Source organism: Arthrobacter sp. 10N44_2, assembly GCF_056394385.1.
In genome coordinates this window covers 239,434-264,969 of sequence record NZ_JBFTHT010000003.1, presented here as the reverse complement: position 1 = coordinate 264,969, position 25,536 = coordinate 239,434, and the positions used below count along the sequence as shown (strand labels likewise).

The following is a 25,536-nucleotide window of genomic DNA, read 5'->3' as shown; positions in this document are numbered from 1 at the left end:
AGTGTGCAGTCTGGGCACCCCAGCCTAGGCTGATTGCCCACCCCGCCGCCGGTGACTAGGGTCACAGGCATGGACACACTTCTCCCCGTGGCTTCCGGCAGCGCTGCCGGGCCGCTCACAGCCGATGAACTCCGCGAGCTCTATTCGCTCATGGTGGCCGTCCGGCACCTCGACACCTCGGCCATCGCCTGGCAGCGGCAGGGCATCATCCCCGGCTACGCCCCCGAACTCGGCCAGGAAGCGGCCCAGGTGGGCAGCGGCTACGCCGTGGACACCACCCGGGACTTCGTCTTCCCCACCTACCGCGAAATGGGCGTTGCCCGGACCATGGGGGTGGACATGGTGGCCTACATGTCCACCCACAAGGCCACGTGGCACGGCGGCCTGTACAACCCGCTGGAATCCCGGCTGGCCCCGATCCAGGCGGTAGTTGCCGGATCCGTCCTGCACGCCGTCGGCTGGGCCCACGGCCAGACGCTGGACAAAAAGGACGGCGTCGCAATGACGTACTTCGGCGACGGCGCCTCCTCCCAGGGCGACGTGCACGAGGCGATGAACTTCGCCGCCGTGATGAAGGCGCCCGTCGTGTTCTTCGTCCAGAACAACGGCTGGGCCATCTCGGTCCCCACCGAACGGCAGGTGGCCGGCGGCTCCGTCGCCGCCCGCGCCGCCGGTTACGGCATGCCCGCGCTGAAGATCGACGGCGACGACGTCGTCGCGGTCCTCGAGGCGACCCGCCGCGCCTTCGCCCACGCCCGCGCCGGCAACGGCCCCGTGCTCATCGAGGCCATGACGTACCGCCGCGGCCCGCACTCCACGTCCGATGACCCGGGCCGCTACCGCTCCCTCGACGAGGAACGCGACAGCGCCGGCACCGACCCGCTCGAACGGCTGCGGCAGCGGCTGCTGGCCGATGGCATCGCCGACGAGGCGTTCTTCGCCGAAGCGCTGGCCGCGGCCAAGGCCGAAGAGGAGCAGATCCGTACCGGCATCCAGGCCCTGGGCTCCCGGCCCGGCACCGAAATGTTTGACCTGGTCTTCCAGGAAACCACCCCTGCCCTGCAGGCCCAGGCCGCCAACTGGCGCGAGGAGTCCGAACATGTCTAACTCGATTCTCGAAAACGTAGACGCCGCAGGCGACAACACTGCCGACAACACTGCCGACAACACCGGCGACGACACTGTCACCAACCCGGCAGGAAGCGAGCCCGCCACCACGGTGATGTCGATGCAGCAAGCACTCAACCGCGCCCTCGACGAGGTCCTCGCGGACAACCCCAAAGCCGTCATCTTCGGCGAGGACTGCGGCCGGCTCGGCGGCGTCTTCCGCATCACCGACGGCCTGCAGGCCAGGCACGGCGCGCAGCGCGTCTTTGACACCCCGCTGGCGGAATCCGGCATCCTGGGCATGTCCGTGGGCCTGGCGATGGCCGGGTTCCACCCCATTCCCGAGGTCCAGTTCGACGGCTTCGCCTACCCTGCCATCAACCAGATCGTCTGCCAGATCGCCCGGATGAACTACCGCAGCCGGGGCACCATGCCGATGCCCATCACCCTGCGGGTGCCCAGCTTCGGCGGCATCCGCGCCCCCGAACACCACGGCGAAAGCCTGGAGGCGCTCTTCGCCCACGTACCGGGCCTGAAGGTGGTCTCGCCGTCGAACCCGCATGAGGCCTACCACCTGCTCAAGTACGCTGCCACGCGGCCGGACCCGGTGATCTTCATGGAGCCCAAGTCGAGGTACTGGCAGAAGGGTGAGGTGGACCTTGCGCACTGCGATGCAGACGGCGGCTCCCCCACCGGCGCCAAGGTGATGCGCGAAGGCCGCCACCTCACGCTGGTCGCCTGGGGCGCCATGGTGGCCCGCTGCCTGCAGGTGGCGGAGCTCGCGGCCGAGGACGGGATCGATATCGAGGTCCTGGACCTGCGCTGGCTCAAGCCGATCGACGCCGAGGCCCTCGCCGCCTCCGTGCGCAAGACGCGCCGCGCCGTCGTCGTCCACGAGGCGCCGCTGACCTCCGGCCTCGGCGCCGAAGTGGCGCAGCTGATCACGCAAAGCTGCTTCGACACCCTCAGGGCGCCGGTGGAGCGCATCACCGGCTTCGACGTCCCGTACCCCTCGGGCGACCTGGAAGATGAATACATCCCGAACATTGACCGGATCCTCTTCGGCATCCAGCGAGTATTGGAGTACAAACGTGGCTGAAATTTCCTTCCCGCTCCCGGATCTCGGCGAGGGCCTGATCGAGGCCACCGTGCTGGAATGGCTGGTTTCCCCGGGCGAGCAGGTGGAGCGCAACCAGCCGCTCGTGGAGGTCGAAACCACCAAGTCGGCCGTTGAATTGCCCAGCCCGCAGGCAGGTAAGGTAGTGCGTATCTACGGCGGGCCCGGCGACAAGATCAATGTCGGCGAGCCCCTGATTGTGTTTGAGGTGCCGGACAACACCGCCGGCATCGTGGGCACGGTCCCGAAGGAAGAGGCACCTAAGCGCCGGGTCCGCCTGAGCGCCGTACTTGATGAGGACTGAGAGCATGAGCGGCAGACACACCGGCGAGCAGCATTCGCACACCGTTGAGGGCACCGACCCCCAGCTGTACGTGCAGGTGCATGAGCCCCAGAACGACGCCGGGTTCCGTCCCGTCCTGCTGCTGCACGGCTTCTCCTCCTCCTCCAAGCTCAACTGGGAAGACAGCGGCTGGCTCACCGCGCTCCTGGAAGCCGGCCGGCGCGTCATCACCGTGGACCTGCCCGGCCACGGCCGCAGCGGCGCCCCGGAGGACATGGACTCCTACTCCCCCAGCCGGATCCGTGCGGACCTGCTGCAGATAGTCTTCGACGCCGGCGCGCGGCCGCTGCGCGACGGGGACCCGTCCAGCGGGCTCGACGTGATCGGCTATTCGCTGGGGTCCCGGCTCGCCTGGGAGTTCGGGGCCACGCAGCACGAGCTGGTGCACCGGCTGGTCCTGGGCGGCCCGAACGTCGCCGACCCCCTGGCGGACTTCGACCTGATCGCCGCGCAGCGGTACCTGGCCGACGGCACGCCGATCGCGGACGAGTCGACCGCCGGGCTGCTGAAAATGGCCATGCTGCTGCCCAGCAACAACATCTTCGCGCTGCTGTCCCTGGTCGAGGCAATCAAGACCGAGCCGTATGACCCCGCCGAAGCGGTCCCCCACATGCCGATGCTCCTCGTGGCGGGGGAAAACGACGACCGGGCCGCCACCATGCCGGAACTCGCCGCCCTGGGCGCCAAGGCCGGCGGCATGGTCGAACAGCTCGTGCTGCCGGGCCGCAACCACACCAACGCCATCACCAGCCGCGCCTTCAAGCAAGGCGCCATCAGCTTCCTGGGCGTCTAAACCCGCCTCACAAAAGCGACGCGGGGTCACTTACGGCCCATCCGAATGATCTGGATGGGCGCGCAGTGACCCCGCGTTGCTCTTTAACCCAGAGGGGCTCGGACCTTGCGGTCCGCGCCCCTCGTGCTTGCCTGGTTGCTAGTGCTTTGCGGCTTCGGCCGGCGCGTGGTGCGCGACGCCGAGCGGGCGGCCCTTCGTTTCCCCGGCCAACAGGACGCCGACGGCGGAGATGACGCAGAGGATCATGATGTAGATGCCGATGGAGCCGGTCCAGTGGGTGCCCTGCAGGAGGACTTCCGCGATGGTGGCCGCGAACGCGCCGCCGAGGATCGCACCGAAGGCGTAGCCGATCGAGATGCCCGAGTAGCGCACCTCCGGCGGGAACATCTCGGCGTACATGGCGGACATGGGGCCGTAGGACAGGCCCAGGCCGACCGTGAGGACGAACAGCGCGACGCCGTAGAGCACAATGTTCTTGGTGTCGATGAGGGCGAACATCGGGATCATCCAGGCAAAGACAATGCCGTAGCCGATCAGGAACGTCTTGACGCGGCCGATCTTGTCCGAGAGCCAGCCGCCGACCAGGGTGAAGATCAGCCAGCCGAAGGAAGCCAGCGTCGTGGCGAGCAGGATCTGCGGGGTGGGCATCTTCAGCGTCTTGGTGGCGTAGGAGATGAAGAAGGCAATCAGCAGGTAGCCGGCAGCGTTGTTGCCGATGAAGATCATCGTCGAATAGAGGACAGCCTTCTTGTGCTTGCGGAGCAGCTCGCCCAGGGGCGCCTTGCTTTCTTCCTTGCGGTCCTGCATCTCCTTGAAGACGGGGCTCTCAGCGACTGCCCGGCGGATCAGGTAGCCGACCACGATCAGCACGATGGAGAGCAGGAACGGCACACGCCAGCCCCAGGATGCGAAGTCTTCCTTGGACATGGACGTGTTGAGGAAGTACAGCAGGCCGGTCGCGAGGATCATGCCGACCGGAACGCCGATCTGCGGGTAGGCGCCGAACAGGCCGCGCCTGCTCTTGGGAGCGTGCTCCACGGCCATCAGGGCGGCGCCGCCCCATTCACCGCCGGCGGAGAAGCCCTGGATGACGCGGAGCAGGATCAGGAGGATCGGGGCCCAGACGCCGATCTGCGCATAGGTGGGCAGCATGCCGATCAGGGCCGTGGCGGCGCCCATCATGATCAGGGTGAAGACCAGCATGGCCTTGCGGCCGAGGCGGTCGCCGAGGTGGCCGGCGACGATCGCGCCGAGCGGGCGGAAGAGGAAGCTGATGCCGATCAGGGCGAAGGACAGGATCTGCGCCAGGCCAGGGTTGGAGGCGTTCAGCGGGGCCAGGAACAGCGGCGACAGCAGCGTTGCTGTCAGCTGGGCAAAAATAAAGAAGTCGTACCACTCGATGGTGGTGCCGACCAGTGTCCCGGCGAGGACCTTGCGTTCCTCGTGTTTGCTGCTGGGACCCGCCTCGGAATCTACGGATGAAGTTACGGTCATTGGAACTCCGTTGCTGGGGGCAGAGGTACTGCCCGGGTGGGTGCGAAGTGGATAACTGATGCCTCATGAATTACTGATCGAACGGTCAGTTAGTATCCTGAATACTACTACGAAAGATGTGATAAGGCACACATGTTCCCGGAAAGTGTCTTCCGCGGGTCAGTCGGTGCGGTTGAGCAGCTCGCGGACCCTGGCCCGGACCGGCTCGCGGTCGTAGGTGTTGACCAGGGCGCCGGCCATGCGGACGGGGTCTCCGAAGAAGAAGTACTCGTAGAGCGACTGGCGCCCGGAGAACCCGGAGATCGAGGCGTCGAAGGCCAGTTTGAACAGCCGGACCCGCTCGGGGCCGGTCAGGGTCTTGCCCTGCAGGTACAGCTCGATGTCCTCCCGGGCCTCGCTGTTGACGTCCGCCTCCCCCGGCAGGGCCATGAGGCCCGACGCCGAGAACTTCCGGATGATCTGCGGGAAGCGCTGGGCGATCTTCGGGTACCAGTTGCGGGCGGCGTTCAGGGTGGACCACTTCGGCAGCATGACGCCGGCGTCGTTGAGCCCGGCGTCGGCCTCGGACGCGCGGACCAGGGCCTTGCCGATTTCGACGTCGATAATCAGCTCTGCGATGTCCTCCTGGATGTGCTGGAATCCGTCGATGCCGATCGATTCGGCCAGTTCCGAGGCCAGGCCCAGGTAGAACTCGCTCTTGGCGATCGTGCGGGTGACCACCTGGTGGGTCATGAGCGCGCCGGCCCCGGTCTCGGTGTAGAAACTGTTGCACAGCTGCGGGTGGCCCAGCATGAAGATGCGCTCGTTGGGCACGAAGACGTGGTCAAAAACCGCGACGGCGTCCATTTCCTCATAGCGGGAGGCCAGCGGCTCGTCGTGGGTGCTGCCGCCGTTGTACAGCGAGGTGCGGCAGAGGTAGCGCAGGCCCGGGGCGTCGTTGGGGATGGCGAACGCGTAAGAGTAGGGGGCGTCCTCCGGGGTGCCCCGCAGGACCGTGGACGGAAACACGAGCAGTTCGTCGGCGATCGGGGCGATGGTGGCGAGCATGCGCGCGCCCTGGATGACGATCCCGTCCCCGCGCTCCTCCACGATCCGGGCCGAGAGCTGGCCGCCGAGCTGCTCCGACCCGGAGACGGACCGGTTGACCTGCGGTGGGATGAGGGTGTGGGTGGCGAGCACGTCGTTTTCCCGGGCCCACTCGTAGTAGTTGCGGATGTTCTCGCCAAACTTCGGATCCGCCTGCGCGAACCACTTCCCCGCCGTGCCCAGCGCGGTCAGCGCGGAGTTCATATAGTCCCCGGAGCGGCCAAGGAAGCCGTTGGAGGACTCGGCCCAGGTGGAGATGGCGCGGCGCCGCCGCTGGAGGTCCTCGACGGTCTTCGGCACCAGGAAGGAGGCGCTGACCAGGTCCCCGGTGCTGGGTGAGGCGTAAGTGAGCGCCTCCTGGTACTGCGGATCATGCTGCATGTCGAAGAGCCTGGCGTAGGAGCGGGCCACATTGCGGAAGGCCGGGTGCTCGGCGATCTTCTCGCTCACCACCTCGCCGTCGATCACCACGTGCGGCGTCATGGCATTGAGCTTGTCCAGGTACTGCCGTCCGGTACGGATACCCATTGGTCGTCCTCCAGTCGTCGTTGAGCTGAATTGCCGGGAAGGAATGTGGCGCTAGAGCAGATCCTCCATGCCCAGCTGGCTTTCCGGGATGGTGGTAAAGGTGCTGTTGGCGAAGGCCAAGGCATCGCCGTTGCGGTAGTTGAAGTCCACCACCTCGCCGATATAAAGGGTGTGGTCGCCGCCGTCGTACGCCGCCCACGGCTTGCATTCGAAATAGGCGAGGACATTGGACAGCCGCGGCGCGGTCTTCCCCTCCACCCACAGCGGCTCGGGGCCGGGCCTGCCGGCGAAGTGCATGGCCAGGTACCGCTGCTCGGCGCCAAGGATATTCACGGTGAAGGGCCGGCCGGCGAGCTCGTCGTGGGCCCTGGCCGTGCGGGCGATGCTCACCAGCACCAGCGGAGGGTCCATCGAGACCGAGGTGAAGGAGTTCACGGTGATGCCGTGGCGTTTCGTGGCCCCGTCGAAGGTCACGATCGCGACGCCGGTGGCAAACCTGCCGAGGCTGCCCCGGAAGTGGTTGGCCCGCGGTACCGACAGGGGGCCCTGGGCGCCCCCGGCGTGGCCGCGCGGCGTGGCAATCATCATTGATCCCTTGCGTTCGTTGCGTTTCCCGACCGTGGTGTGGGTGTGCTTTGGATCAGCCGTGTTCTATAGTCGAGTTCTGTATTGTGTTCTATAATCGAACAAACAGTTCCCATATAGAACGCTAGCTGACCATGAGCCGGAACACAAGGGTAGCCCGGCGAGCCCGGCGTCCAGTAACCCCGCACCTAGGATGGACCCCATGACCCCGAATGCCGGCACCGCCCAGGCTTCCCCGTCCCAGACGCTGTCCCGCGGTATCAGGGCGCTGGAGATCCTCGCCGAGGCCCAGCAGCCGCTGACCATTGCCGAACTCGCCGACGCCATGGGCGTCCACCGCTCCGTGGCCTACAGGATTCTGCGCACGCTCGAGGACCACTCGCTGCTGGTACGTGACGATGGCGGCCGCGTCCAGCCCGGCCCGGGCCTCGCGGTCCTGGCCCGCGGGGTCTCCCGGAACCTGCAGTCGGCGGCGTTGCCGGAACTGACCCAGCTGGCCAACACCCTGACCATGAGCGCCTTCGTGGCGGTCTGGGACCGGGAGGAGTGCGTGACGCTGGTGACCGTGGATCCGCGGCACAGCGGCGCCGCGGTGGTGCAGCACCCGGGGTCGCGGCACCCCATCAGCGCAGGAGCGCCGGGCATTGCGATCCAGTCAGCCTTCCCGGAGCAGGAGTGGCGGGCCCTGGTCCCGGGCATCCCGTACCGGTCCGAGGCGGCCGAGGCCCGGCACCGCGGCTATGCCGCCAGCCATGACGAGGTGATCCCCGGCGTGTCCTCGATTGCGGTGCCGCTGCGTGTGCCGGGCGGGCGTCCGGCCGCCCTCGCCGTCGTCTATATCCGCGCCGCGCAGGATCCGGACGAGGTCGCAGCGGCCCTGACCGACGCGGCGCGTCGCATCGAGGCGCAGCTGGGCTAAGCCCGCGCCCCGTCCCGCAGCAGCGCCGTCCCGTCGGGGTCTATGCGGCCGCGGCCGTCTTCTTCCCGCGTTGCCGGAGTACGACGGCGGCTGCCGTTCCGAGCAGGAACAGCGCCGTGGCGGCGCACACCGGAACCAGGAAGGCCGTCGAATACCCGAAGTTCTGCGCCAGCTGTCCGGCGATGGAGGATCCGAGTGCCGTGCCGGCCACAATGCCGCTGGCCAGGGCTGTCATGACCGTGCCGAGCTTTCCGGCCGGGGCCACGAGGCCGCCGATCGCGAAGACAGTGACCATGAGCGGACCAACGGGCAGGCCCAGGACCAGCAGTACAAGGACCATGGGCAGCGCCGTCGAGGGCAGCAACAGCAGTGATGCGAAGCCGGCCATCAGAGCCGCGCAGGCAATCCAGCGGGCGTTCACCGTGAAGCGCCGGGGCCAGTACGCGACCGAGAGGGCGGCCGCGGCAGAGCTCAGTCCCATGACGGCGTAGAGCAGGCCCGCGAGTTCGGAGGTGGCGAAGCTGGCGGAGAAAGAGCTCAGGGCTGTCTGGGTGGAGCCGAAGAACGTGCCCATGCACACCATCGCCAGCACGGGGAGGGCGACGGCGGCGAAGGTTTTGACCCGCCGGGCTGCCGTGCGGGTTTCCCCGTGGTTGTCCCCCGCCGTCGTGGGCGCCGGGCCGGCCGCGTGGCCTGCGGCCGGACCGGCGGGCCGGCGTTTCGTTGTGCGGACCACCGCGAGGTGCGTGGGGTGGACGGCGAAGCCGGGTACGAGGACCACGGTCAGTGCCGCGGCGAGGGCCAGCGGCAGCCACGGCGCGAGCAGGCTCGCGAGGATTCCGACGAGTGCGGGGCCGAGCACGAAGGTGAGCTCGTCCGCGGTGCTCTCATAGGAAAGGGCGGTGTCCAGGTCCGCGGAGTTTCCGGCCGCACGGGTTCCGGAGCCGGCCGTCCGGGAGGTCAGCGCCATCCAGCGGACGCGGGCCAGCGGACCGACCTGCGGGCAGCTCACCCCGGCCACGAAGGCCGCGGCCAGCACGGGCACCGCGGCGGCAAGGTCGTGGACCCCGGGGATGAGGTAGGCCGTGAGGATCAGGGCAACGATGGCCACGGTGTTGGCGATGGCGGATACGAGCAGGACACCGCGCTGGCCGAGCCGGTCGGCGAGGACGCCGAGGACGGGGGCACCGAGTGCGGAACCGATGCCGACGGCGCCGGCCGCGGCGCCGCCCACGGCGTACGAGCCCGTGACGGCGGTGACGAGTGTCAGGGCGCCGACCGTCAGCATGGCAAGCGGCAGGCGGGCGAAGAGCCCGAGGGGGATGAAGCTGCGGCCGGCGAGCAACGGCAGCTGCGCGTAGCGGCCGCCCTTTGCGGGCGACGGGGCAGGCAGAGCGTCGGTCGAAATTGAAGCGGCCGGCAGCGCGTAGGTCGGCGGCAGTGGGGCGTCAAGAGTAGACACCAAAGAAGACGGTGAAGGGTTCATGGTTTCCGGGTTCGCTAAATACTGCGCATCGTCCCTCCTCCCGATGCGCGCGACCCGGTAACAGACCAATGATACCCGATCCCGGGACGCCGGCCCTGGGACCAGACCCCGGGACCGGTCCCAGAGTGGGCCCCGGGACCGGTCCCAGGGCCCACTCTGGGTCCGGCTCAGGCCCGGGTGTCGTCGCTGATGTGCAGGGTGGAGCCGCTGCGGCCCTTGACCACCTGGAGCTGGGTGCCGATGCGCTGCTTCATTTCGGCGACGTGGCTCACGAGCCCCACCACCCGGCCGCCGTCGCGGAGGCTTTCCAGGGCGTCCATGACTTGTTCCAGCGCCTGTTCGTCGAGGCTGCCGAAGCCCTCGTCCACGAAGAGGGTCTCGATGTCCACGCCACCGGACTCCTGCTGCACGACGTCCGCCAGCCCAAGGGCCAGCGCCAGTGAGGCCATAAAGGACTCGCCGCCGGAGAGGGTGGCGGTGTCCCGGCGTTGGCCGGTCCACTCGTCCACGACCTCCAGGCCAAGGCCGGACTTCGCGCCGCGTGCTGCCTTGGCGTCGGTGTGCTGCAGCGTGTAGCGGCCATCGCTCATACCGATCAGGCGTTCGGAGGCAGCGACGGCCACCTGCTCGAGCCGGGCGGCGAGGACATAGCTGTTCAGGCTCATGCGATAGGTGTTGTCTCCGCCGCCCTTGGCCGCGTCGGCGACGGCGGTGAGCATCGCGGCCCGGTCCCGCGGTTCCCTGCCGGCGGCAGCGAGGTCCGCGTAGTCACCGGCGATGCGCCCGAGTATCCGGAGCGAGTTTTCCGCCAGCCCGGCCGCAAGCACGGCTTCCCGGGCTTTGCGTTCAGCCGCCGCCGATTCCGTCCTGAGCTCCTCGAGGGCGGCGTCGCTGACGATGTCCCCGGCGGCCCGCTCGGCTGCCGCCAGGGCCAGGTCCTCTCCGGCGAACAGTTCCTGGATCCTGGCGGCCTCGTCCTGTCCGGCCCGGATGGCCGTTTCAAGGCTTGTGGCCACCGGCGTTGGCAGCAGCGCTTCCCGCGCCGCGGTTTCGGTGCTGAAACCGGCTCCGGGAAGGGCCACTTCAAGGTGCCGGCGTGCCTCCGCGGTGCGGGCGGCGGCCTGTTCGTGGGCCGAGTGTGCGGCGTCGGCGTGCTCCAGGACCGCCGTGGTTGCCGTCAGGGCGGCGATCCGCTGTTCGAGGGTCGCGTGGCCGGCGCGCAGCTTGTCCAGGGTGGCTTCGAGGGCCTGTGCCTGTTCGTCGATTTCGGCGATCGTCGATTGCGTCTGCACGATGCCGGAGGCGGCGTCGGCCTGCGCCCGCTCTGCGTCGGCGATCACCGCTTCGAGTTCTGCCATCCGGGCCCGGCTCGCAGCAAGGTCCGTGGCAGCGCGGACGGCGTCATCAGCCCGTTCCCGGGCCAAGGCTGCCTCCTCACGGGCTTCCCCGGCAGGTGTGTTGCCGCCCTGGGCGGCCAGGACGGCGACGTTCTGTTGGGCCTCGGCGAGCTCACGACCTAGGGCGGCGACGGCTTCTTCTGCCGTGTCGCTGGCCAGTTGCGCGGTTTTCTCGGCCTCGGCGACGGCCAAGGCGGAGGCTGCCGCTGGGGCAGGTGCCGGGTGCTCAGGGCTGCCGCAGACAGGACATGGGACCCCGGCCAGGAGCTGGGTGGCGAGCTCGGCGGCGGCGTTGGTGAGCCGTTGCTCACGGAGGTCCAGCCAGTGCTGCCTCCGGTCCTGGTGCGTGCTGAGGGCCGCGGCGTGCTGTCCGGAGATTGCCGCGCACTCGGCCTCGGCGGCGAGGAAGCGGCCAACGATGGTCACGAGTTCGTCCGCTGCCGTCGCCTCCTTGGTGCGCAACTGGACTTCCGCGGCCAGCTCCTCGAGGGGGCGGATGCCGGCGGACAGGGCCGCCGACTCAGTGCGCAGGGTGTCCAGTGCGGCGGCACCGGCCAGCCGTCCTTTTTCCAGCTCCTGCAGTTGCAGGCGCAGCCGGCTGCCGCGCTGGGTCAGCCCGAGGAACCGGGCTTCGTCGGGCAGGCGTTCGGTGAGCACGGCGTGCAGGGACCGCAGCCGGGCGAGGGTTCCGCGGACGGCCGCGCTGTCCAACATGACGGATTTACCCGCCCGGACGAGGTCGGCATCGTCGTCGTCGGCGGTGGGGGCGCCGGCGTCGAGGACGTCCTGCCCGGCGAGCTCCGGGTCTGTGGCGGCCGCGGACCGCAGCTGCCGCGCGGCCTCCAGCAGGGCCGTTCCTGCCAGGTCCTCGGCTGCCGCGGCGCTTTCGACCGCCTGCAACTGGCCGCCGAGCATTTCGGCCTGGCGGTGCAGGCCCAGTGTGACGGCCTTGCCCGCCAGGACGGGGGCGGCGGCGTCGGCGTCGATCCGCCGCTGTTCCGCGGCGGCGAGTTTGGCGTGGCGGTTGGCCCGCGCGTTCGCCGCCTCCAACAGGGACGCCTGATCGTCGGCCTGCTTCTCGGCTCCCGCGGCAGCGCTGCGCCGGCCCTCCGCGGCGGCTGCCGCGGCGGCGTCGAGCCAGGCCAACAGGGCATCGGGCTCGTCCCGGCCGGGGGCGCCGTCGGGGTCGAGTTCGAGCGCAGCTGTTTCGGACTCCGCCTGTGCCAGCAGCAGGTCCAGCTTCGCGTTGAGGTTGGCGACCTCGGCCTTGGCGGTCTGCGCCTGCCGGGACAGTTCCTGTTCCACGGCTTCAAAGCGCTGGGTGCCGAACAGGCTCTGCAGCAGCTCCAGACGGTCGGATGCCTTGGAGCGCAGGAACGCCGCGAAGTCCCCCTGCGGCAACATGACCACGCGCGTGAACTGGTCCCGGTTCATGCCCAGGACGTCGGTGATCTCGGCGCCGGCCTCATCATTCCGGCCCGATTTCTCCACCCACGCGCCGTCGATGCGTTCGCGCAGCAGCGTGTTGGCCTGCTGGACCGTGAAGCCGTTCCGGCCCCGGGCACTCGGCTTGTCCCACGCGGGCGTGCGGGAGACTTCGAAGTGCCGGCCCTTGGCCGAGAATTCGCAGGTGACGCGCGGTTCGGCGGCGGCCGCCGCGTGGTCGCTGCGCAGCCGCTTTCCGTCCTGGCGGGCCCCGGGAACCGATCCGTAGAGGGCGAAACAGATGGCGTCCAGGACGCTGGTCTTGCCCGCGCCGGTGGCGCCGTTCAGCAGGAAGAGCCCGTGTGCGCTCAGGCGGTCGAAGTCGATCCGCTCCGTGCCGGCAAACGGGCCAAACGCGGAAATCTCCAGGCGGTGGATCCTCACAGGGACACTCCTTCCAGGCGTACGGCGTCGAGCGCCTCGGCGAGGACTGCGGCTTCGGCGTCGGAAGCCGGCCTGCCCCGGACGTGCTCGAGGAATCCGCAGCAGACCGAGAGGTCGTCCCCGGCTTCGGCCAGCCGGCTGCTGTAGCTGGCTTTGGGCGCCGCGCCGGGACCATCGGGATCGAAGCCGAGCACCAGGGTGTCGGGGAACCGTGCCCGCAGTCGGTCCATCGCCTGGGCCGGGCGGGCCTCGTCCGTCAGCGTGATCTGGCAGTAGGCGGTCTCGGCCCACGCGAAGTCCTCCGACTCCAGTAGGTCATCCAGCTTCCCGCGGAGCACGGCGAGGGTCCGGGGCGCGTCCCAGAGCACTTCGCGCACGCCGCCGATCCCCTCGGCGTCGACCTCCACGAGCCAGCTGCCCTTCCTGTGCTTCGCCTCCGAGAACGAATACGCGAGCGGCGAGCCGGAGTAGCGCACTGCCGGCGAGAGCTCCTGCCTGCCGTGCAGGTGGCCCAGTGCGGTGTAGCCAAAGCCGTCGAAGAGATCCAGCGGGACCGCGCCGACGCCGCCGATGCTCAGATCCCGTTCGCTGTCGGAGCTGATGCCGCCGCTGGCGAAGGTGTGCGCCAGGACCACCGAATGGACGGTCCGGGTCTGACTCCGCTGCCGCACGTCGGCACGGATCCGTTCGGTGGCGGCGCGGGTGACCTCGAAGTGGCTCGCGGTCTCGACGCCCAGCTGCTCGGCGACGAGCCGGGGCTCCAGCCAGGGGATCCCGTAGATGGCGAGCACCGGCGCTGCCCCATTCCCGGCATCGTCCCCGAGCGGAAAGAGCACGGGAACGTCCAGTTCATTCAGCCGTGTGCGCAAATGCACTCCACCGCGCTCGAGCAGCCGCGACGCGAACCCCAGCCTGATAGCGGAATCATGGTTGCCGCTGGTCAACACAACTTCGGCGCCGGCCCCGGTGAGGCGCACCAGGGCGTCATCCAGCAAGCCGACGACGTCGACGCCCGGCAATGCGCGGTCATAGACGTCCCCGGCGATGAGGACGACGTCGACGCTCTCTTCCCGGACAAACGCCACGAGCTGGTCGATGAAGGCGCGCTGGGCATCCAGCATGCCGATGCCGTGGAAGGACCGGCCCAAGTGCCAGTCGGAGGTGTGCAATAACCGCATATTCCTACGGTATCGGCTGCCACCGACACTCTTGCGCCACCACCCCGGAGGTGTGACAGAGGTTAAAAGTGGTCAGCAGTGGCTACTTCCCGCCCTTGCGGTCGAAGAAGCTGCGGGCCTCGTCGTTGCCGGCGGGGACGGCCGAAGCAGAAGCGGTGGTGGCCGTGACGTCGGCCAGCCCAGCGTCATCGAAATCGGCGCCATCCACATCGGCTTCCGTGAGCTTTCCGTCGGGCTGGGCGGTAGGCTGGTCGGCGGGCTGGGCGGTGACCGCGGCAGTGGCAGCGTCACTGGCCTGTCCACTGGTCCCGGCCGACTGCACGAAGCCGCGGAAAACCAGCCCGGCGATGGCCGCACCGACCACCGGTGCCACCCAGAAGAGCCACAGCTGCCCGAGCGCGTCCGGGCCGCTGAAGATGGCCGCCGCCGTTGCCCGGGCCGGGTTGAACGGCACATTGCCGAGGGCCTGGCCCAACTGCAGGAGCATCGCCGTCGTCAGGCCGACCGCGAAGGGCGCAGCCGCCCTGGCCGGATTCCGGCGGGCGGTCGTGGCAAGGAAGATGGCCACGAGCAGTGCCGTGCCGAGGACCTCCACGAGCAGGACGCCTGCCATGGGCACCTGGATGATCGAGTGCTCGCCGAATCCGGCGGCCACGGTCGCGAATGCGCCCTGGGAGTCGTTGATGGTCGGCACGGTGCGCAGGACGCCGTACAGGGCGACGGCCCCGAGCACGGCGCCCACCAGCTGCGCGCCGATGTAGGCGGCGGCGTGGGCAAGCCGGATCCGGCCGGCGATGGCGTTGCCCACGGTGAGGGCAGGGTTGAAGTGGCCGCCGGAGACGTAACCGACGGCGAGCATCGCCGCCGTCAGGGCCAGGCCGGCGGCCAGGGCGGCGGGCAGCGGGCTCGACTGCGGAATGGTGAAGAGCGGCACGCCCAGGCCCGCAACCACGACGATCAGGGTCCCCAGGGCCTCGGCGGACAGCCGGGCCACGAGCCCGGGCCGGGGCGGGACGTCGCTGGCGGCCGGTGGCTGGACCTCAACGGAGTCTGGGGCTGGCACAAGCAGGGTCATGGTCAGGATTCCTTTGCTGGCGGCGCGCCCAGGGGCTGCAGTTGCGGCGTCGCTGGACCGCCGCCGGGTTCGTGGTCCGGGGCGGCCTCGGCCGCCTGGGAGAATGGGTCCGCCAGCAGTCTGCCAGCGCAATCTGGATGTTGGCTGGATTCCGGCTGGGTGCCCGTTCCGGCCCGCGGCTCAGTGCCTCAGTTCAGTGCCCCAGGGCCACCGCGGCTACGGCGCTGGCGGCCAGGACCACGACGGCGGCGGCGGCCCAGCGCAGCAACGGCGCCGGCGGCGCAGCGTTGGACCGCCGGAGCTCGCGCCCGCGGACCAGCACGCACACACCCAGGACCAGCGTCGCGGCCATGGCGGCCAGCGCGCAGATGCCAAGGAAATCAACGGGACCTACAACGCCGCCCCGGGATCCTGCGAGCGCCCAGCTGCGCCAGACCAACAGGTCCGCCACGATGAGGGCCAGCAACGTCCGGCGCCAGGCCAGGGAGGTCCGCTCGGGCTGCAGCCCGGGGTCCCTGGCCGCAACTGGCCTCACCGCGCCACCAGGATCAGGACCGCGAACACCAGGGCCGCAGCCGCGACGCCGATGGTCATCACCAGCATCACTCCGGAGAACGGCAGCTCCCTGTTGTTCCGCATGGCAGCCTCCATGAGCCCCCACCGGTGGTAGGACAGGGCGGCCAGGCCAGCGCCCAGGAACGCGAGGATGACGCACAACACGATCCGCACGGGTCCGGGCGCGATCTCCGGGGCCAGCTGGTCGATCGCAAGGGCTCCGGCAATCAGGGCCAGGGACGTGCGGATCCAGGCCAGGAACGTCCGCTCGTTGGCCAGGGAGAACCTGTAGTCGGGGGTGGTCCCGGTCTTCCGCCACGCTGGTTCGCGCATTCGTTTCCTCCGCTGCCCGGCGGTACGGCGCCGGCGTTTGCCTCGTCTGACCGCTGGACGGGTCCTACCAGCACCCTACCGGCCTTCCGCATCCGCCGCCGCCCGGCCCCCAGGCGGCGGCGCTAAGTCCCCGGCGGGCGCCGGCATTGCGGGGTGCGGTGCAGCGCCGGGTAAATTTGAGGGCATGAGCACCGAGCCCGGGACCAGCCCCGCACCCGCCCCAACACCCGGCCAGCCGCACTCCCCTGCCCACGGCTCGCGCATCCACGGCTGCCTACTGGGCGGCGCGCTCGGAGATGCGCTGGGCTACGCCGTCGAGTTCGACAGCATTTCCGCCATCCGGGCCCGGTTCGGCCCCGCAGGCCTGCAGGATTTTTCCGCGCTCGACGCCGGCAGCCCGTTTTCGGACGACACGCAAATGACGCTGTACACCGCCGACGGCCTCCTCGAGGCGCTGGAATGGGCCAACGACGGCGTGGCGGCGGACATCAACGCGTGCCTGTGGCTCGCGTACCTGCGCTGGCTGGCCACCCAGGGCGTCGCCGTGCCGGCGTCGGCCCCGTTCCAGCCGCCGCGCTGGATCGATGCCCAGGATGTCCTGAAGAGCCGGCGCTCACCCGGCAACGCGTGCCTGAGCGGACTCGCCACGGGCGAGATGGGTACCGTGAAGCGGCCGGTCAATCCGGATTCGAAGGGCTGCGGCACCGTGATGCGGTCGGCGCCCTTCGGCCTGATCCCCCACCTCGAAGCGGAAACGGTCTATAAGCTCAGCGCCGATGCCGCGTCCCTGACGCACGGCCACCCCGCGGCACGGCAGAGCGCCGGAGTTTTCAGCCTTCTCATCCATGCCCTGTCCTCCGGCCACGGGCTGCGCGAAGCGGCGGAATCGGCCCTCGAGCAGCTGCTCGGCGGCATCCTGCGCAAGGGAGAAAATCCGGATCCGGAGGTGGTGGCACGGCTGGAGGCGGCCCTGCGGTTGGCCGGAGACCTGCCCGGCGGAGACGTGCTCAGCCCCGAGGGCCTGGTCGGCGAACTCGGCGAGGGGTGGGTGGCCGAGGAAGCCCTTGCCGTCGCGCTGTACGCCGTGCTGGCCACAGCCCCGGGGACAGGAACGGGGACGGCGGACGCCGGCGCTGCCGAGGCCGATCCCGCCCAGGCCGCTGCCCAGGCCCACTTCCGTGCCGCGATCGCGGTGGCGGTGAACCACAGCGGGGACAGCGATTCGACGGCGTCGATCGCCGGGAACATCCTGGGCGCGTTCTACGGCGAGCGGTGCCTGCCGGCAGACTGGCTGGCGGCCCTTCAGGCGCCGGAGGTCATCCGGGGCATGGCCTCGAAGCTGGCCGCCGTCACTGGCTCATAGCTTCGGCGGGCAACTGTCAGCCGGGCCCCTGCACGCCAGGCGTCGAGTCTCCGGCATTTGCGCAGTGCAGCCGGCTCCGCTTGGAAGCAGCGGCCCGGCCTGTCCGCGGGACATGCCCCGTACCTCCCCGCTGCGAAGGACATGTCCATCCCTGGCCGCGGCATCCTCAGGACATGCCCATCTCCGGCGGCGGCGACTGGACATATTGCCACTATGTCCACCCGTCCGAGCCTCCGGAGGCCATGTCCGTCCCTGGCGGCCGCCTCGGCGGAACCCGGCCGCTTCGGCGGAGCCCCGGTGCTCCGGACCTAAGCGCCCCGAGTCCTAGGCGCCGCGGAGCGAGATGTTGTTGCAGGCTTCGCAGACGTCCTCGGGGATGAGCCCGCGGCGCTGCAGGAAGCCGAAAATGGTGCAGCCGAGGCAGAACCCGGCGAACGCCTCAAGGGACGCGGCGGCGATCAGCACGGCGAGCAGCACCCACGCCGCCGGTGCGAGGCCGGCGGCCAGCAGCACCGCCGACGCCGTCGACACGGCAGCGCCGATGCCCTGGGCGAACCGCTTGGGCGGACCGGGAACGAGACGGGTCCGCCCAAGCCAGGGCGTCAGGACCTTGACCGAGAGCTGGGCCAGGGGCGAGATCCGGGGACCGAACAGCACGCGCAGCCAGAAACCGGCCGCGATGACGGCGAGCCCCCAGCCGAAACCGGTCAGCAGGGTCACGGCGGACAGCGCCACCACCAGGGCTGCGGTGATGCGGGCGGCGTACTCATTCACCGGGTTCGGAAACGCGAACACCCGATGCCAGTCAATTCCGCGCGTCGCCGGTGCTGACTTCGCGGGCGCCGACGACGCCGAGTCCGCCGGCATTGACGCCGGCGGCGCTGACTTGGCCGGCGCCGTGGGGGCCTGTGCATCCGTGGGTTTGCTCATCCGCCAAGGCTACGAGCGGGCGCGCAGTGGGAGGAATGATTGTTGCGCCGTGTGACTGCCGGGTCAGGCAGGACCCGGGCAGAAAGGACCCGGCAGCCAGGACCGGGTCAGGCAGGTGCGGCAGCCAGATGTCCGCCGACCATCTGGAGGAATTCGCCCTCGGACAGGACCTCGATCCGTTGCCCGCGTTCGTGCAGTTCCAGGACGCGGCGCGCCTTGCCGGTCAACCGGCCGGAGCGCAGGTCCGCGGCCACAAACCCGTCGCCCACCACCAGAACGGTAGTACGGGCCGTCACCCGGCTTTCAGGCCTGGCGCCAAGCTCCGCGGAACGGACCTTTGCTTCGGGGCGGGGAATTGCCAGTTCGCCGGTGAACACCACGGTCTGGCCGAACAGCGGGTGGTCAGGGCTGGCGGCGGCGTTGGGGGCCGGGTTGAGGCCTTCCTCCGGCCACCCGGCCACGAAGCGCCGGCCCGGGGGCGAGCCGGCGGTTCCCCCCGCGAGCGCCTCCATGGCGGCCACGGTGGCCTTGGACAGCGGGTCGCGCCGGGGGTCGAACGCCGGCTGGTGGGACACCGTCAGGCCGAGGGACAGGTACAGTTCCGCGATGCTTGCTGCCCCGTTGCGGGCCGCGATGTCGATCAGGATGCCGGCACAGGCCCGGGCGTCCTCGGCGGCATCGTGGTGGTTGAGCAGCGGGACCCCGGCCTCCTCGGCGGCGTAGGGCAGCGAATTGGACACCAGGGAGTAGCAGCGCCGGGACAATATCACCGTGCAGACGTAGTCGTAGGCCGGTCCGGACAGCCCGGACACCTCCAGGCCGGAGCGGATCACACCGAGATCGAACCCTGCATTGTGGGCCGCGAGCACGTCGCCGCCGATGAACGCGCCGATCTCCGGGAACAGCTCCCCGAACCGGGGCAGTCCCGCCACCTGATCCGGCCGGATGCCGTGGATCCGGACGTTGTGGGGATCAAATGTGTCATGGTTTTCCGGTGGCCGCATGAGCCAGGAGGCTTCCTCTACGACGACGCCGCCACGGACCTTGCTCAGGCCAACAGCGCACGGTGAACCGCGGAAGCCGTTCGCGGTCTCAAAGTCGATCGCCGTAAAGTCCAAAGTCACGGCCCAACTTTACCGCCCGCGGACGTACCCTCCCGCACCGGACCGGCCCCCGGGGCTTGGCCCCCGGGCCTGCAGCCTGCCGTCAAGTACCCTTAACAGGTGAACGTACTAGCAATGAGCGACCTCGCCGTGTCCGCCCTTGGCGGCGCCGGCCCCGTCCAGCCGCACCTGGCCTCCTTCCTGCCGGACTGGCTCAACCCGCAGGTTTTCCTGGCGAATCCGGCCTTCGCGCCGTGGGTTGTCCTGCTGGTCTGCGGCATCATCTTTGCCGAAACCGGGCTGCTGATCGGCTTCTTCCTGCCTGGGGACTCCATGCTGTTCACTGCCGGGCTGCTCGTGGCCACCGGCACCATCCAGGTCAACATCTGGGTCCTGACCGCGCTCATCATCGTCGCCGCGATCATCGGCAACCAGGTGGGCTACCTGATCGGGTCCAAGGCGGGACCTGCCCTGTTCAACAGGCCCAACTCCAAGCTGTTCAAGCGTGAAAACGTGGATAGTGCGCATGCGTTCTTCGAAAAGCACGGCGGCAAGGCCCTGATCCTGGCCCGGTTCGTTCCGATCATCCGCACCTTCGTCCCGGTGATCGTGGGCGTCGCGCAGATGAGCAAACGCAAATTCTTCACCTACAACGTGATCGGCGCGGTGCTGTGGGGCGGCGGCGTCACGCTCCTGGGTTACCTGCTCGGGGACAAGGTCCCGTGGGTCAAGGACAACCTGGACATCATCTTCATCGCCATCGTGCTGGTCTCCGTGATCCCGATCGCCATCGAGGTTGTCCGCGGCACGATCGCCAAGCGCCAGGCCGAGAAGTACGGCACCGACGTCGTAGACGAATTCATCGAAGAGCACGAGCCGGAAGAAGAACGCCGGACCCCGTAGCGCAGCGCCGCAGTAAATGCAGCGCAGCGCCCCAGTAAATGCAGTGCCGCAGTGAACGCAGCAGTTAACAAGGAAGGCGCCCCACCGAGTGGGGCGCCTTCCTTCGTCCTGAGCCTGGCCGGGCCGGCTACTTCCCGGCCAGGGCCTCGACGATGGCCGGCAGGAGCGCCCGGAACGCATGGCCCCGGTGGCTGATGGCGTTCTTCTCCTCGGAACTGAGCTCGGCGCAGCTGCGGTCCAGCCCGTTCGGCTGCAGGACGGGGTCATAGCCGAAGCCACCCTCCCCGCGCGGCTCCCGCAGGAGTGTCCCTTCCAGCTGCCCGTATTCCACGACTTCCCGGCCGCCGTCGGGCGAGGACCCGGGGACCGCCAGCGCTGCCGCGCAGACGAACGCGGCCCCGCGGTACTCGTCCGGCACGTCGGCCAGCTGGGCGAGCAGCAACTGCAGGTTCGCGGCGTCGTCGCCGTGCCGGCCGGACCAGCGGGCCGAGAAAATCCCGGGCGCGCCGCCGAGGACGTCCACAGAAAGCCCGGAGTCGTCGGCGATCGCCACGAGCCCCGTGGCCTCTGCCACCGCCCGGGCCTTGAGCAGCGAGTTTTCGGCGAAGGTTACGCCGGTCTCGGCGACGTCGGGGGCACCGACGGCGCCGGCGTCCACCACCTGCGTGTCGACGTCGAGCCCGGGAACCTGGCCGCGGAGCAGCTCACGCAGTTCCCGGAGCTTGCCTTTGTTGTGGGTGGCGAGGACGAGCCGCGGGCCCGGGCCGTCGGCTTCCAGCCGGTCCGCGACGGGCGTCTCCGTCACGGGGCCTCCGCCAGGGTGTCGCGCTGGATCGCGGCGAGCTGCTCCGTGCCCAGCAGCGCCAGGTCCAGCAGCTTGTTCAGCTCGTCGCGGTCGAACGGTGCGCCCTCGGCGGTGCCCTGGACTTCGACGAACTTGCCGGAGCCTGTCACCACGACGTTCATGTCGGTCTCGGCGCGCACGTCTTCGACGTAGGGCAGGTCGAGCATCGGGACGCCGTCGATGATGCCGACGGACACCGCGGCGATCGTGTCGATCAGGGGCTGGGCGTTGCGGGCGATCATCTTCTTCTCGCGGGCGAACCGGATGGCGTCGGCCAGTGCCACGTAGGCGCCGGTGATCGCCGCGGTGCGGGTGCCGCCGTCGGCCTGCAGGACATCGCAGTCCAGCACGATCGTGATCTCGCCGAGGGCCTTGGTGTCGATGATGGAGCGCAGCGAGCGGCCGATCAGCCGGGAGATCTCGTGGGTGCGGCCGCCGATTTTGCCTTTGACGGACTCACGGTCGGACCGGGTGTTCGTGGCCCGGGGCAGCATGGCGTACTCGGCCGTGACCCAGCCGCGGCCCTCGCCCTTGAGCCAGCGCGGCACGCCTTCGGTCAGCGAAGCCGTGCACAGGACCCGGGTGTTGCCGAACTCGATCAGGGCCGAACCCTCGGCCTGCTTGGACCAGCCGCGCGTGATGCTGATCGGGCGCAGCTGGTCGGGGGTACGGCCGTCGGCGCGGATGACGGGGACACTGGGAGCTTGGGAAGTCATGCCTTTAGCTTATCGACTCACCCGCCCCGGCCCGCGCGGGCGGTCAGCGCGCGCTAGACGGTGTAGTGCACACCCGCGACGGCGACGGCCACGTCCTTGCCGAAGATCTCTTTGGCCTCGGCCATGACAGTGGTCGGCGACGTCCAGACGGGAATGTGCGTCAGCAACAGCCGGCGCGCGCCGGCGGCGACGGCGGCCTCCCCCGCCCGCTTGCCCGTCAGGTGCACGTCCTTGATCCCGTCGTCGCGGCCTTCCTCGAACGCCGCCTCGCACAGGAAAAGGTCGGCGTCGCGAGCGGCGTCCTCCAGGCCCGCGCAGGAATCCGTGTCCCCGGAGTAGCTCAGGACGCGGGTCACGGGCGTGCCGTCCTTGGCGGGCTCGGTGACCTCCACGCGGAGGGCGTAGGCCTCCTCAACGGGGTGGTTCACCGCGTAGGGCGTCACCGTGAACGGGCCGACGCTGACCGGCTTGCGCTCGGACCAGTTGCTGAAATCGAATTCCTCGTGCATGCCCGGATCCAGGTCCAGCCCGTAGGCCGTGGCCATCCGGTCGGCCGTCGCGGCAGGCCCCCACACCGGAATCCTGCCCCGTCCCCAGCCGCCCGGCTTCCAACGCACGGCAACATGGAGCCCGCACAGGTCCATGCAGTGGTCCGGGTGCAGGTGGGTGAGGAAGATCGCGTCAATGTCCTCCAGGTCCGTGTAGCGCTGGATGGCGCCGAGCGCCCCGCTGCCGAGGTCCAGGACGATCTTCCAATTCCGCTCGCCGTCGTTGGCGGTCAGCAGATAGCACGACGCCGGCGAGCCCGGCCCCGGGAAGGAGCCGGTACAGCCCACGATGGTCAGCTTCACAGCCGTGGTCCCCCGCCCGCGGATCCGCCGACAAAGTTGGAGATCCGCGGCCGGCCCGCGCCGGCCCGGGCGGCGGCGATCATGTCCGGGGTGATCCGGGCGAGGCTGCCGGTGGGGTACTGCGCCGCGACGTGATCCACGTGGCGGACACTGAGGACCTCGGGGCCCAGGAAGCGCCGGGCTAGGTGCTCAAACTGGGCGGCGTCGCCGGTGGCGATGAAATTGTGCTCCGGCGCCGCGGTGTCCGTGCGCTCCAGGCCCCGGGAGGCCAAAGCCCGGTAGACGTCCTTGGCCGTCTCCTCGGCGCTGGAAACCAGCGTGACGTCCTCGCCCATAACGAAGGAGATCACGCCGGTGAGCAGCGGGTAGTGGGTGCAGCCGAGCACCACGGTGTCCACCCCGGCGGCAATGAGCGGTGCCAGGTAGTCGCGGGCGACGGCGAGCAGTTCCGGTCCGGTGGTAATCCCGGCCTCCACGTACGGCACGAACGCCGGGCAGGCCACGGACGTGATCTCCAGGTCCGGGGCCGCGGCGAAGGTGTCCTCGTAGGCGCGCGAGCCCACCGTGGCCGAGGTCCCGATCACGCCCACCTGGCCCGTCCGGGTCGCCGCGACGGCACGCCGCACGGCCGGCTGGATCACTTCGATCACGGGGATCCCGTACCGGGCCGTGTACCGTTCGCGGGCGTCACGCAGCACGGCGGCGGACGCGGAGTTGCAGGCGATGGTCAGCAGCTTCACGCCGGAATCCACGAGCTCGTCCATGACGCCGAGTGCGTTGGCCCGGACTTCGGCGATGGGAAGGGGGCCGTAGGGGCCGTGCGCAGTGTCACCGACATACAGGATGGATTCGTTGGGCAGCTGGTCGATGATCGAGCGGGCCACCGTGAGGCCGCCGACGCCGGAGTCGAAGACGCCGATGGGGCGCGATGCCAGCCCGGCATTTCCGGCGCTGCCCGCTGCGGTCTCCGCCGCAGCTGGCGCTGCCGGATCCGTATTGGATGCTGAAGTCATGATTATTCGAGGATAGGGCTTCACTACAGGCGCGGCCATCACATTGTGTCCTGCAACTCGTGTCTGATGGGTCACACGGGTTTCCGGCGGATGGGCAACGCGGGGAAGACCCCTGCTCATCGGTGGCAGCCTGCCGCTGTCCCCGCCCTGTATGCTATGGGCGCCGTCGAGATATCGGGGGCGACCGTCGTGCCCCCACGATGGACGAAACAGCGAAAGGACCGCATATGACATGCGACGGCTGCACGACGTCGTCACAGCTCGACTTTGATTTCAGCATGGCCTTCCAACCGATCTATGACGCCGTTGCTGGTCGCGTATGGGGCTACGAGGCACTGGTCAGAGGCTTGTCGGGCGAGGGGGCTTTTCACGTCCTGTCCAGAGTCGCACCTGAGCAAAAGTACCGTTTCGACCAGGACTGCCGCGTCAAGGCAATCGAGCTGGCATCGCGGCTGTTTCCTGCCGGTGAGGGCTTGATTCTCTCCATCAACTTCATGCCGAACGCGGTCTACGAACCGGCTGCGTGCCTTCGTGCGACGCTGCTTGCAGCCAGGCGTTGCAGCTTTCCGACGTCGTCGATCATGTTCGAGTTCACGGAGAATGAGGAGGTTTCCGACACTGCCCACCTCACGAACATCATCACCGAATACCGCAAGCATGGTTTCACCACCGCCATCGACGACTTTGGTGCCGGTCATGCAGGGCTGGGGCTCCTAGTCGATTTCCAGCCAGACCTGATCAAGATCGACATGAAGCTCATCCGGGGAATCGACACCAGCCCGGCCCGCCAGGCTGTCGTTGCTGGCATCGTCGGCATCGCCAAGGAGCTCGACATCACGGTGCTCGCAGAGGGCATCGAGACGGAGGAGGAGTTCCGGATTCTGAAGGAAGCCGGCATCCGCTTGTTTCAGGGATACTGGTTCGCAAAGCCGGCATTCGAGGAGCTTCCACAGATACAGTCCGTGCCTGTTTCTGACGCCACCGCTGTCGCTTAGCGGCCCTACCTATCGAGCGAGTGCACCATGGCCTGGACCAGCGACTCCTGCAGCCACGTGGTGAAGTTGTACACCAGGGCCAGGTAGCTTTCGACGTCCTCGGCCTGGGCCCAGTCCTGCATGAGGTGGATGTTGTCGGCGTCGGCATCATCACGGATGTCGAGGCGTTCGGCCAGCACCAGCCGGACATCGTTGAGCGCGGTGGCCCAGTGCCGGGCGTCGTCCGGGGTCAGGACGAGGTTGTCCCGGTCCAGGCTCAGTGCGGCCGCCTTCAGCGCGCCGATCTTGCTTTCGCGCAGCGACCGCTCGGTGTAACGACGGAACTCCAGGGAGGCGTCGTCGTCGTTCTTCATCACGTTCGGCAACAGCCGCCGCATGGCGCGGTCCGAGGGTTCGCGCGCTTCGGTGTCCAAACCCACCAGGGCCGCCAGCGGGTCCTCGTTGGCGCGCTGCTCCGGCTCCAGCATGGAAATGACGTCATCGAAAAGGCTGCGCAGAAGCTCCCGCTCGGCCGGCTCCAGATGGCCCTTGATGCCCTTGAGCCCGTACTTGAATGCCTTAGCCACGTTTTCCCTTGCCTTTGCCGGAACCGCCGGCGTTGCCGCCGGTGGCCTTTTCCACCGTCGCCCAGAGTCCGTAGCCATGCATCGCGACGGCGTGCTGCTCCACCTGTTCCTTGCTGCCGTGCGCCACGATCGAGCGGCCCTTCTTGTGGACCTCCATCATCAGCTTGTTCGCCTTAGCCTCTGAGTAGCCGAAATAGCTGCGGAACACATAGCTCACATAGCTCATCAGGTTTACGGGATCGTTCCAGATCACAAGGTTCCAGGGGACGTCCGGGGCGGTCAGGACGTCGCCGGACGTCACTGTTCCGGTCTGGGTACTCTCCCGTGTGTCGGGGCCGAGCGCAACGCTGAGGGTCATCTGTCCATTCTATGGGGATGCACACTAGA

General features: G+C 69.0%; 25 protein-coding genes. 8 read left to right on the top strand and 17 right to left on the bottom strand.

The window, feature by feature from the left end; translation table 11 throughout:
* Positions 1 to 69 precede the first annotated feature (69 nt).
* The 4 genes from AC1DBX_RS05730 (at position 70) to AC1DBX_RS05715 (ending at position 3,360) form a co-directional block, all read left to right on the top strand.
* Positions 70 to 1,107, top strand: a complete 1,038-nt coding sequence (locus AC1DBX_RS05730) for a thiamine pyrophosphate-dependent enzyme (RefSeq protein ID WP_476858808.1) — start codon at positions 70 to 72, stop codon at positions 1,105 to 1,107.
* 115 nt (positions 1,108 to 1,222) lie between these two features.
* A complete protein-coding gene (locus AC1DBX_RS05725) occupies positions 1,223 to 2,206 on the top strand; it encodes an alpha-ketoacid dehydrogenase subunit beta (RefSeq protein WP_476871183.1) in 984 nt (327 codons plus the stop codon).
* Positions 2,199 to 2,528, top strand: a complete 330-nt coding sequence (locus AC1DBX_RS05720; RefSeq protein ID WP_018775751.1) for a biotin/lipoyl-containing protein — start codon at positions 2,199 to 2,201, stop codon at positions 2,526 to 2,528. The genes AC1DBX_RS05725 and AC1DBX_RS05720 overlap by 8 nt, the downstream gene beginning before the upstream one ends.
* 4 nt (positions 2,529 to 2,532) lie before the next feature.
* The gene (locus AC1DBX_RS05715) at positions 2,533 to 3,360 is read left to right on the top strand and encodes an alpha/beta fold hydrolase (protein ID WP_476848875.1); all 828 of its coding nucleotides are present in this window, start codon (positions 2,533 to 2,535) and stop codon (positions 3,358 to 3,360) included.
* A 138-nt stretch (positions 3,361 to 3,498) separates the two neighbouring features.
* Here the strand turns inward: AC1DBX_RS05715 and AC1DBX_RS05710 are convergent, their stop codons facing one another.
* The 3 genes from AC1DBX_RS05710 to AC1DBX_RS05700 all read right to left on the bottom strand — a co-directional run bounded on the left by AC1DBX_RS05710 (position 3,499) and on the right by AC1DBX_RS05700 (position 7,056).
* On the bottom strand, positions 3,499 to 4,854 hold the full coding sequence (locus AC1DBX_RS05710) for an MFS transporter (RefSeq protein WP_476858811.1): 1,356 nt from the start codon (positions 4,852 to 4,854) through the stop codon (positions 3,499 to 3,501).
* A 159-nt stretch (positions 4,855 to 5,013) separates the two neighbouring features.
* Positions 5,014 to 6,468, bottom strand: a complete 1,455-nt coding sequence (gene hpaB, locus AC1DBX_RS05705; protein ID WP_223915967.1) for a 4-hydroxyphenylacetate 3-monooxygenase, oxygenase component — start codon at positions 6,466 to 6,468, stop codon at positions 5,014 to 5,016.
* 51 nt (positions 6,469 to 6,519) lie between these two features.
* A complete protein-coding gene (locus AC1DBX_RS05700) occupies positions 6,520 to 7,056 on the bottom strand; it encodes a flavin reductase family protein (protein ID WP_476857500.1) in 537 nt (178 codons plus the stop codon).
* A 199-nt stretch (positions 7,057 to 7,255) separates the two neighbouring features.
* Between AC1DBX_RS05700 and AC1DBX_RS05695 the strand changes: the two genes are divergently transcribed.
* The gene (locus AC1DBX_RS05695; RefSeq protein WP_476857501.1) at positions 7,256 to 7,972 is read left to right on the top strand and encodes an IclR family transcriptional regulator; all 717 of its coding nucleotides are present in this window, start codon (positions 7,256 to 7,258) and stop codon (positions 7,970 to 7,972) included.
* Between the two features lie 40 nt (positions 7,973 to 8,012).
* On the opposite strand, the gene AC1DBX_RS05690 is transcribed toward AC1DBX_RS05695, so the two are convergent.
* From AC1DBX_RS05690 to AC1DBX_RS05665, 6 genes are all read right to left on the bottom strand, one after another.
* The gene (locus tag AC1DBX_RS05690) at positions 8,013 to 9,437 is read right to left on the bottom strand and encodes an MFS transporter (RefSeq protein WP_476931254.1); all 1,425 of its coding nucleotides are present in this window, start codon (positions 9,435 to 9,437) and stop codon (positions 8,013 to 8,015) included.
* A gap of 188 nt (positions 9,438 to 9,625) precedes the next feature.
* Entirely contained in the window at positions 9,626 to 12,724 is a 3,099-nt protein-coding gene (locus AC1DBX_RS05685) for an AAA family ATPase (RefSeq protein WP_476931253.1), read from the bottom strand.
* Positions 12,721 to 13,902, bottom strand: a complete 1,182-nt coding sequence (locus AC1DBX_RS05680) for an exonuclease SbcCD subunit D (RefSeq protein ID WP_476931252.1) — start codon at positions 13,900 to 13,902, stop codon at positions 12,721 to 12,723. Before AC1DBX_RS05680 ends, AC1DBX_RS05685 begins: the two co-directional genes overlap by 4 nt.
* 82 nt (positions 13,903 to 13,984) lie before the next feature.
* Positions 13,985 to 14,977 (bottom strand): aquaporin, encoded by a 993-nt coding sequence (locus AC1DBX_RS05675; RefSeq protein ID WP_476931251.1) that lies wholly within the window; start codon positions 14,975 to 14,977, stop codon positions 13,985 to 13,987.
* Between the two features lie 193 nt (positions 14,978 to 15,170).
* The gene (locus AC1DBX_RS05670; RefSeq protein ID WP_476858817.1) at positions 15,171 to 15,512 is read right to left on the bottom strand and encodes a DUF202 domain-containing protein; all 342 of its coding nucleotides are present in this window, start codon (positions 15,510 to 15,512) and stop codon (positions 15,171 to 15,173) included.
* Entirely contained in the window at positions 15,509 to 15,865 is a 357-nt protein-coding gene (locus AC1DBX_RS05665; protein ID WP_018775740.1) for a YidH family protein, read from the bottom strand. The genes AC1DBX_RS05670 and AC1DBX_RS05665 overlap by 4 nt, the downstream gene beginning before the upstream one ends.
* A gap of 184 nt (positions 15,866 to 16,049) precedes the next feature.
* Between AC1DBX_RS05665 and AC1DBX_RS05660 the strand changes: the two genes are divergently transcribed.
* Positions 16,050 to 17,228 carry an ADP-ribosylglycohydrolase family protein gene (locus AC1DBX_RS05660; RefSeq protein WP_476931250.1) on the top strand — a complete coding sequence of 393 codons (1,179 nt, stop codon included), beginning with the start codon at positions 16,050 to 16,052 and terminating at the stop codon, positions 17,226 to 17,228.
* A 324-nt stretch (positions 17,229 to 17,552) separates the two neighbouring features.
* Here AC1DBX_RS05660 and AC1DBX_RS05655 read toward each other — a convergent pair whose 3' ends face one another.
* Together AC1DBX_RS05655 and AC1DBX_RS05650 are read right to left on the bottom strand one after the other, a co-directional pair.
* Positions 17,553 to 18,095: a DUF4395 domain-containing protein gene (locus AC1DBX_RS05655; RefSeq protein ID WP_223916168.1), complete on the bottom strand. Its 543-nt coding sequence runs from the start codon at positions 18,093 to 18,095 to the stop codon at positions 17,553 to 17,555.
* A gap of 170 nt (positions 18,096 to 18,265) precedes the next feature.
* A complete protein-coding gene (locus tag AC1DBX_RS05650) occupies positions 18,266 to 19,282 on the bottom strand; it encodes a 3'-5' exonuclease (RefSeq protein WP_476931249.1) in 1,017 nt (338 codons plus the stop codon).
* A 114-nt stretch (positions 19,283 to 19,396) separates the two neighbouring features.
* On the opposite strand from AC1DBX_RS05650, the gene AC1DBX_RS05645 reads away from it, so the two are divergent.
* Positions 19,397 to 20,164 carry a VTT domain-containing protein gene (locus AC1DBX_RS05645; protein ID WP_476849009.1) on the top strand — a complete coding sequence of 256 codons (768 nt, stop codon included), beginning with the start codon at positions 19,397 to 19,399 and terminating at the stop codon, positions 20,162 to 20,164.
* Between the two features lie 127 nt (positions 20,165 to 20,291).
* Here the strand turns inward: AC1DBX_RS05645 and rdgB are convergent, their stop codons facing one another.
* The 4 genes from rdgB to murI are packed head-to-tail and all read right to left on the bottom strand — an operon-like array spanning position 20,292 to position 23,588.
* Positions 20,292 to 20,969 (bottom strand): RdgB/HAM1 family non-canonical purine NTP pyrophosphatase, encoded by a 678-nt coding sequence (gene rdgB / locus AC1DBX_RS05640; protein ID WP_476931248.1) that lies wholly within the window; start codon positions 20,967 to 20,969, stop codon positions 20,292 to 20,294.
* Complete coding sequence (gene rph, locus AC1DBX_RS05635; protein ID WP_028276043.1) at positions 20,966 to 21,724, bottom strand: ribonuclease PH; 759 nt, start codon at positions 21,722 to 21,724, stop codon at positions 20,966 to 20,968. Before rph ends, rdgB begins: the two co-directional genes overlap by 4 nt.
* Before the next feature lie 53 nt (positions 21,725 to 21,777).
* Positions 21,778 to 22,575, bottom strand: coding sequence for an MBL fold metallo-hydrolase (locus AC1DBX_RS05630; RefSeq protein WP_223915988.1), 798 nt, complete (start codon positions 22,573 to 22,575; stop codon positions 21,778 to 21,780).
* Positions 22,572 to 23,588, bottom strand: coding sequence for a glutamate racemase (murI, locus tag AC1DBX_RS05625; RefSeq protein WP_476931247.1), 1,017 nt, complete (start codon positions 23,586 to 23,588; stop codon positions 22,572 to 22,574). Before murI ends, AC1DBX_RS05630 begins: the two co-directional genes overlap by 4 nt.
* Before the next feature lie 200 nt (positions 23,589 to 23,788).
* On the opposite strand from murI, the gene AC1DBX_RS05620 reads away from it, so the two are divergent.
* Entirely contained in the window at positions 23,789 to 24,583 is a 795-nt protein-coding gene (locus tag AC1DBX_RS05620; RefSeq protein ID WP_476931246.1) for an EAL domain-containing protein, read from the top strand.
* Positions 24,584 to 24,588: 5 nt separating this feature from the next.
* Here AC1DBX_RS05620 and AC1DBX_RS05615 read toward each other — a convergent pair whose 3' ends face one another.
* Complete coding sequence (locus tag AC1DBX_RS05615) at positions 24,589 to 25,149, bottom strand: DUF2017 domain-containing protein (protein WP_223915995.1); 561 nt, start codon at positions 25,147 to 25,149, stop codon at positions 24,589 to 24,591.
* Positions 25,142 to 25,507: an ATP-dependent Clp protease adapter ClpS gene (gene clpS / locus AC1DBX_RS05610; RefSeq protein WP_018775730.1), complete on the bottom strand. Its 366-nt coding sequence runs from the start codon at positions 25,505 to 25,507 to the stop codon at positions 25,142 to 25,144. Before clpS ends, AC1DBX_RS05615 begins: the two co-directional genes overlap by 8 nt.
* Positions 25,508 to 25,536: the final 29 nt, after the last annotated feature.

What these genes read in the sequence shown, in the direction of transcription:
- AC1DBX_RS05620 (WP_476931246.1), top strand. Translation starts at nt 23,789, where the DNA reads ATGGACGAAACAGCGAAAGGACCGCATATGACATGCGACGGCTGCACG.
- AC1DBX_RS05710 (WP_476858811.1), bottom strand. Translation starts at nt 4,854, where the DNA reads ATGACCGTAACTTCATCCGTAGATTCCGAGGCGGGTCCCAGCAGCAAA.
- AC1DBX_RS05695 (WP_476857501.1), top strand. Translation starts at nt 7,256, where the DNA reads ATGACCCCGAATGCCGGCACCGCCCAGGCTTCCCCGTCCCAGACGCTG.
- AC1DBX_RS05725 (WP_476871183.1), top strand. Translation starts at nt 1,223, where the DNA reads ATGTCGATGCAGCAAGCACTCAACCGCGCCCTCGACGAGGTCCTCGCG.
- AC1DBX_RS05680 (WP_476931252.1), bottom strand. Translation starts at nt 13,902, where the DNA reads ATGCGGTTATTGCACACCTCCGACTGGCACTTGGGCCGGTCCTTCCAC.
- murI (WP_476931247.1), bottom strand. Translation starts at nt 23,588, where the DNA reads ATGACTTCAGCATCCAATACGGATCCGGCAGCGCCAGCTGCGGCGGAG.
- AC1DBX_RS05660 (WP_476931250.1), top strand. Translation starts at nt 16,050, where the DNA reads ATGAGCACCGAGCCCGGGACCAGCCCCGCACCCGCCCCAACACCCGGC.
- hpaB (WP_223915967.1), bottom strand. Translation starts at nt 6,468, where the DNA reads ATGGGTATCCGTACCGGACGGCAGTACCTGGACAAGCTCAATGCCATG.
- AC1DBX_RS05715 (WP_476848875.1), top strand. Translation starts at nt 2,533, where the DNA reads ATGAGCGGCAGACACACCGGCGAGCAGCATTCGCACACCGTTGAGGGC.
- AC1DBX_RS05675 (WP_476931251.1), bottom strand. Translation starts at nt 14,977, where the DNA reads ATGACCCTGCTTGTGCCAGCCCCAGACTCCGTTGAGGTCCAGCCACCG.
- AC1DBX_RS05730 (WP_476858808.1), top strand. Translation starts at nt 70, where the DNA reads ATGGACACACTTCTCCCCGTGGCTTCCGGCAGCGCTGCCGGGCCGCTC.
- clpS (WP_018775730.1), bottom strand. Translation starts at nt 25,507, where the DNA reads ATGACCCTCAGCGTTGCGCTCGGCCCCGACACACGGGAGAGTACCCAG.
- AC1DBX_RS05700 (WP_476857500.1), bottom strand. Translation starts at nt 7,056, where the DNA reads ATGATGATTGCCACGCCGCGCGGCCACGCCGGGGGCGCCCAGGGCCCC.
- AC1DBX_RS05645 (WP_476849009.1), top strand. Translation starts at nt 19,397, where the DNA reads ATGAGCGACCTCGCCGTGTCCGCCCTTGGCGGCGCCGGCCCCGTCCAG.
- rph (WP_028276043.1), bottom strand. Translation starts at nt 21,724, where the DNA reads ATGACTTCCCAAGCTCCCAGTGTCCCCGTCATCCGCGCCGACGGCCGT.
- AC1DBX_RS05665 (WP_018775740.1), bottom strand. Translation starts at nt 15,865, where the DNA reads ATGCGCGAACCAGCGTGGCGGAAGACCGGGACCACCCCCGACTACAGG.
- AC1DBX_RS05655 (WP_223916168.1), bottom strand. Translation starts at nt 18,095, where the DNA reads ATGCCGGCGGACTCGGCGTCGTCGGCGCCCGCGAAGTCAGCACCGGCG.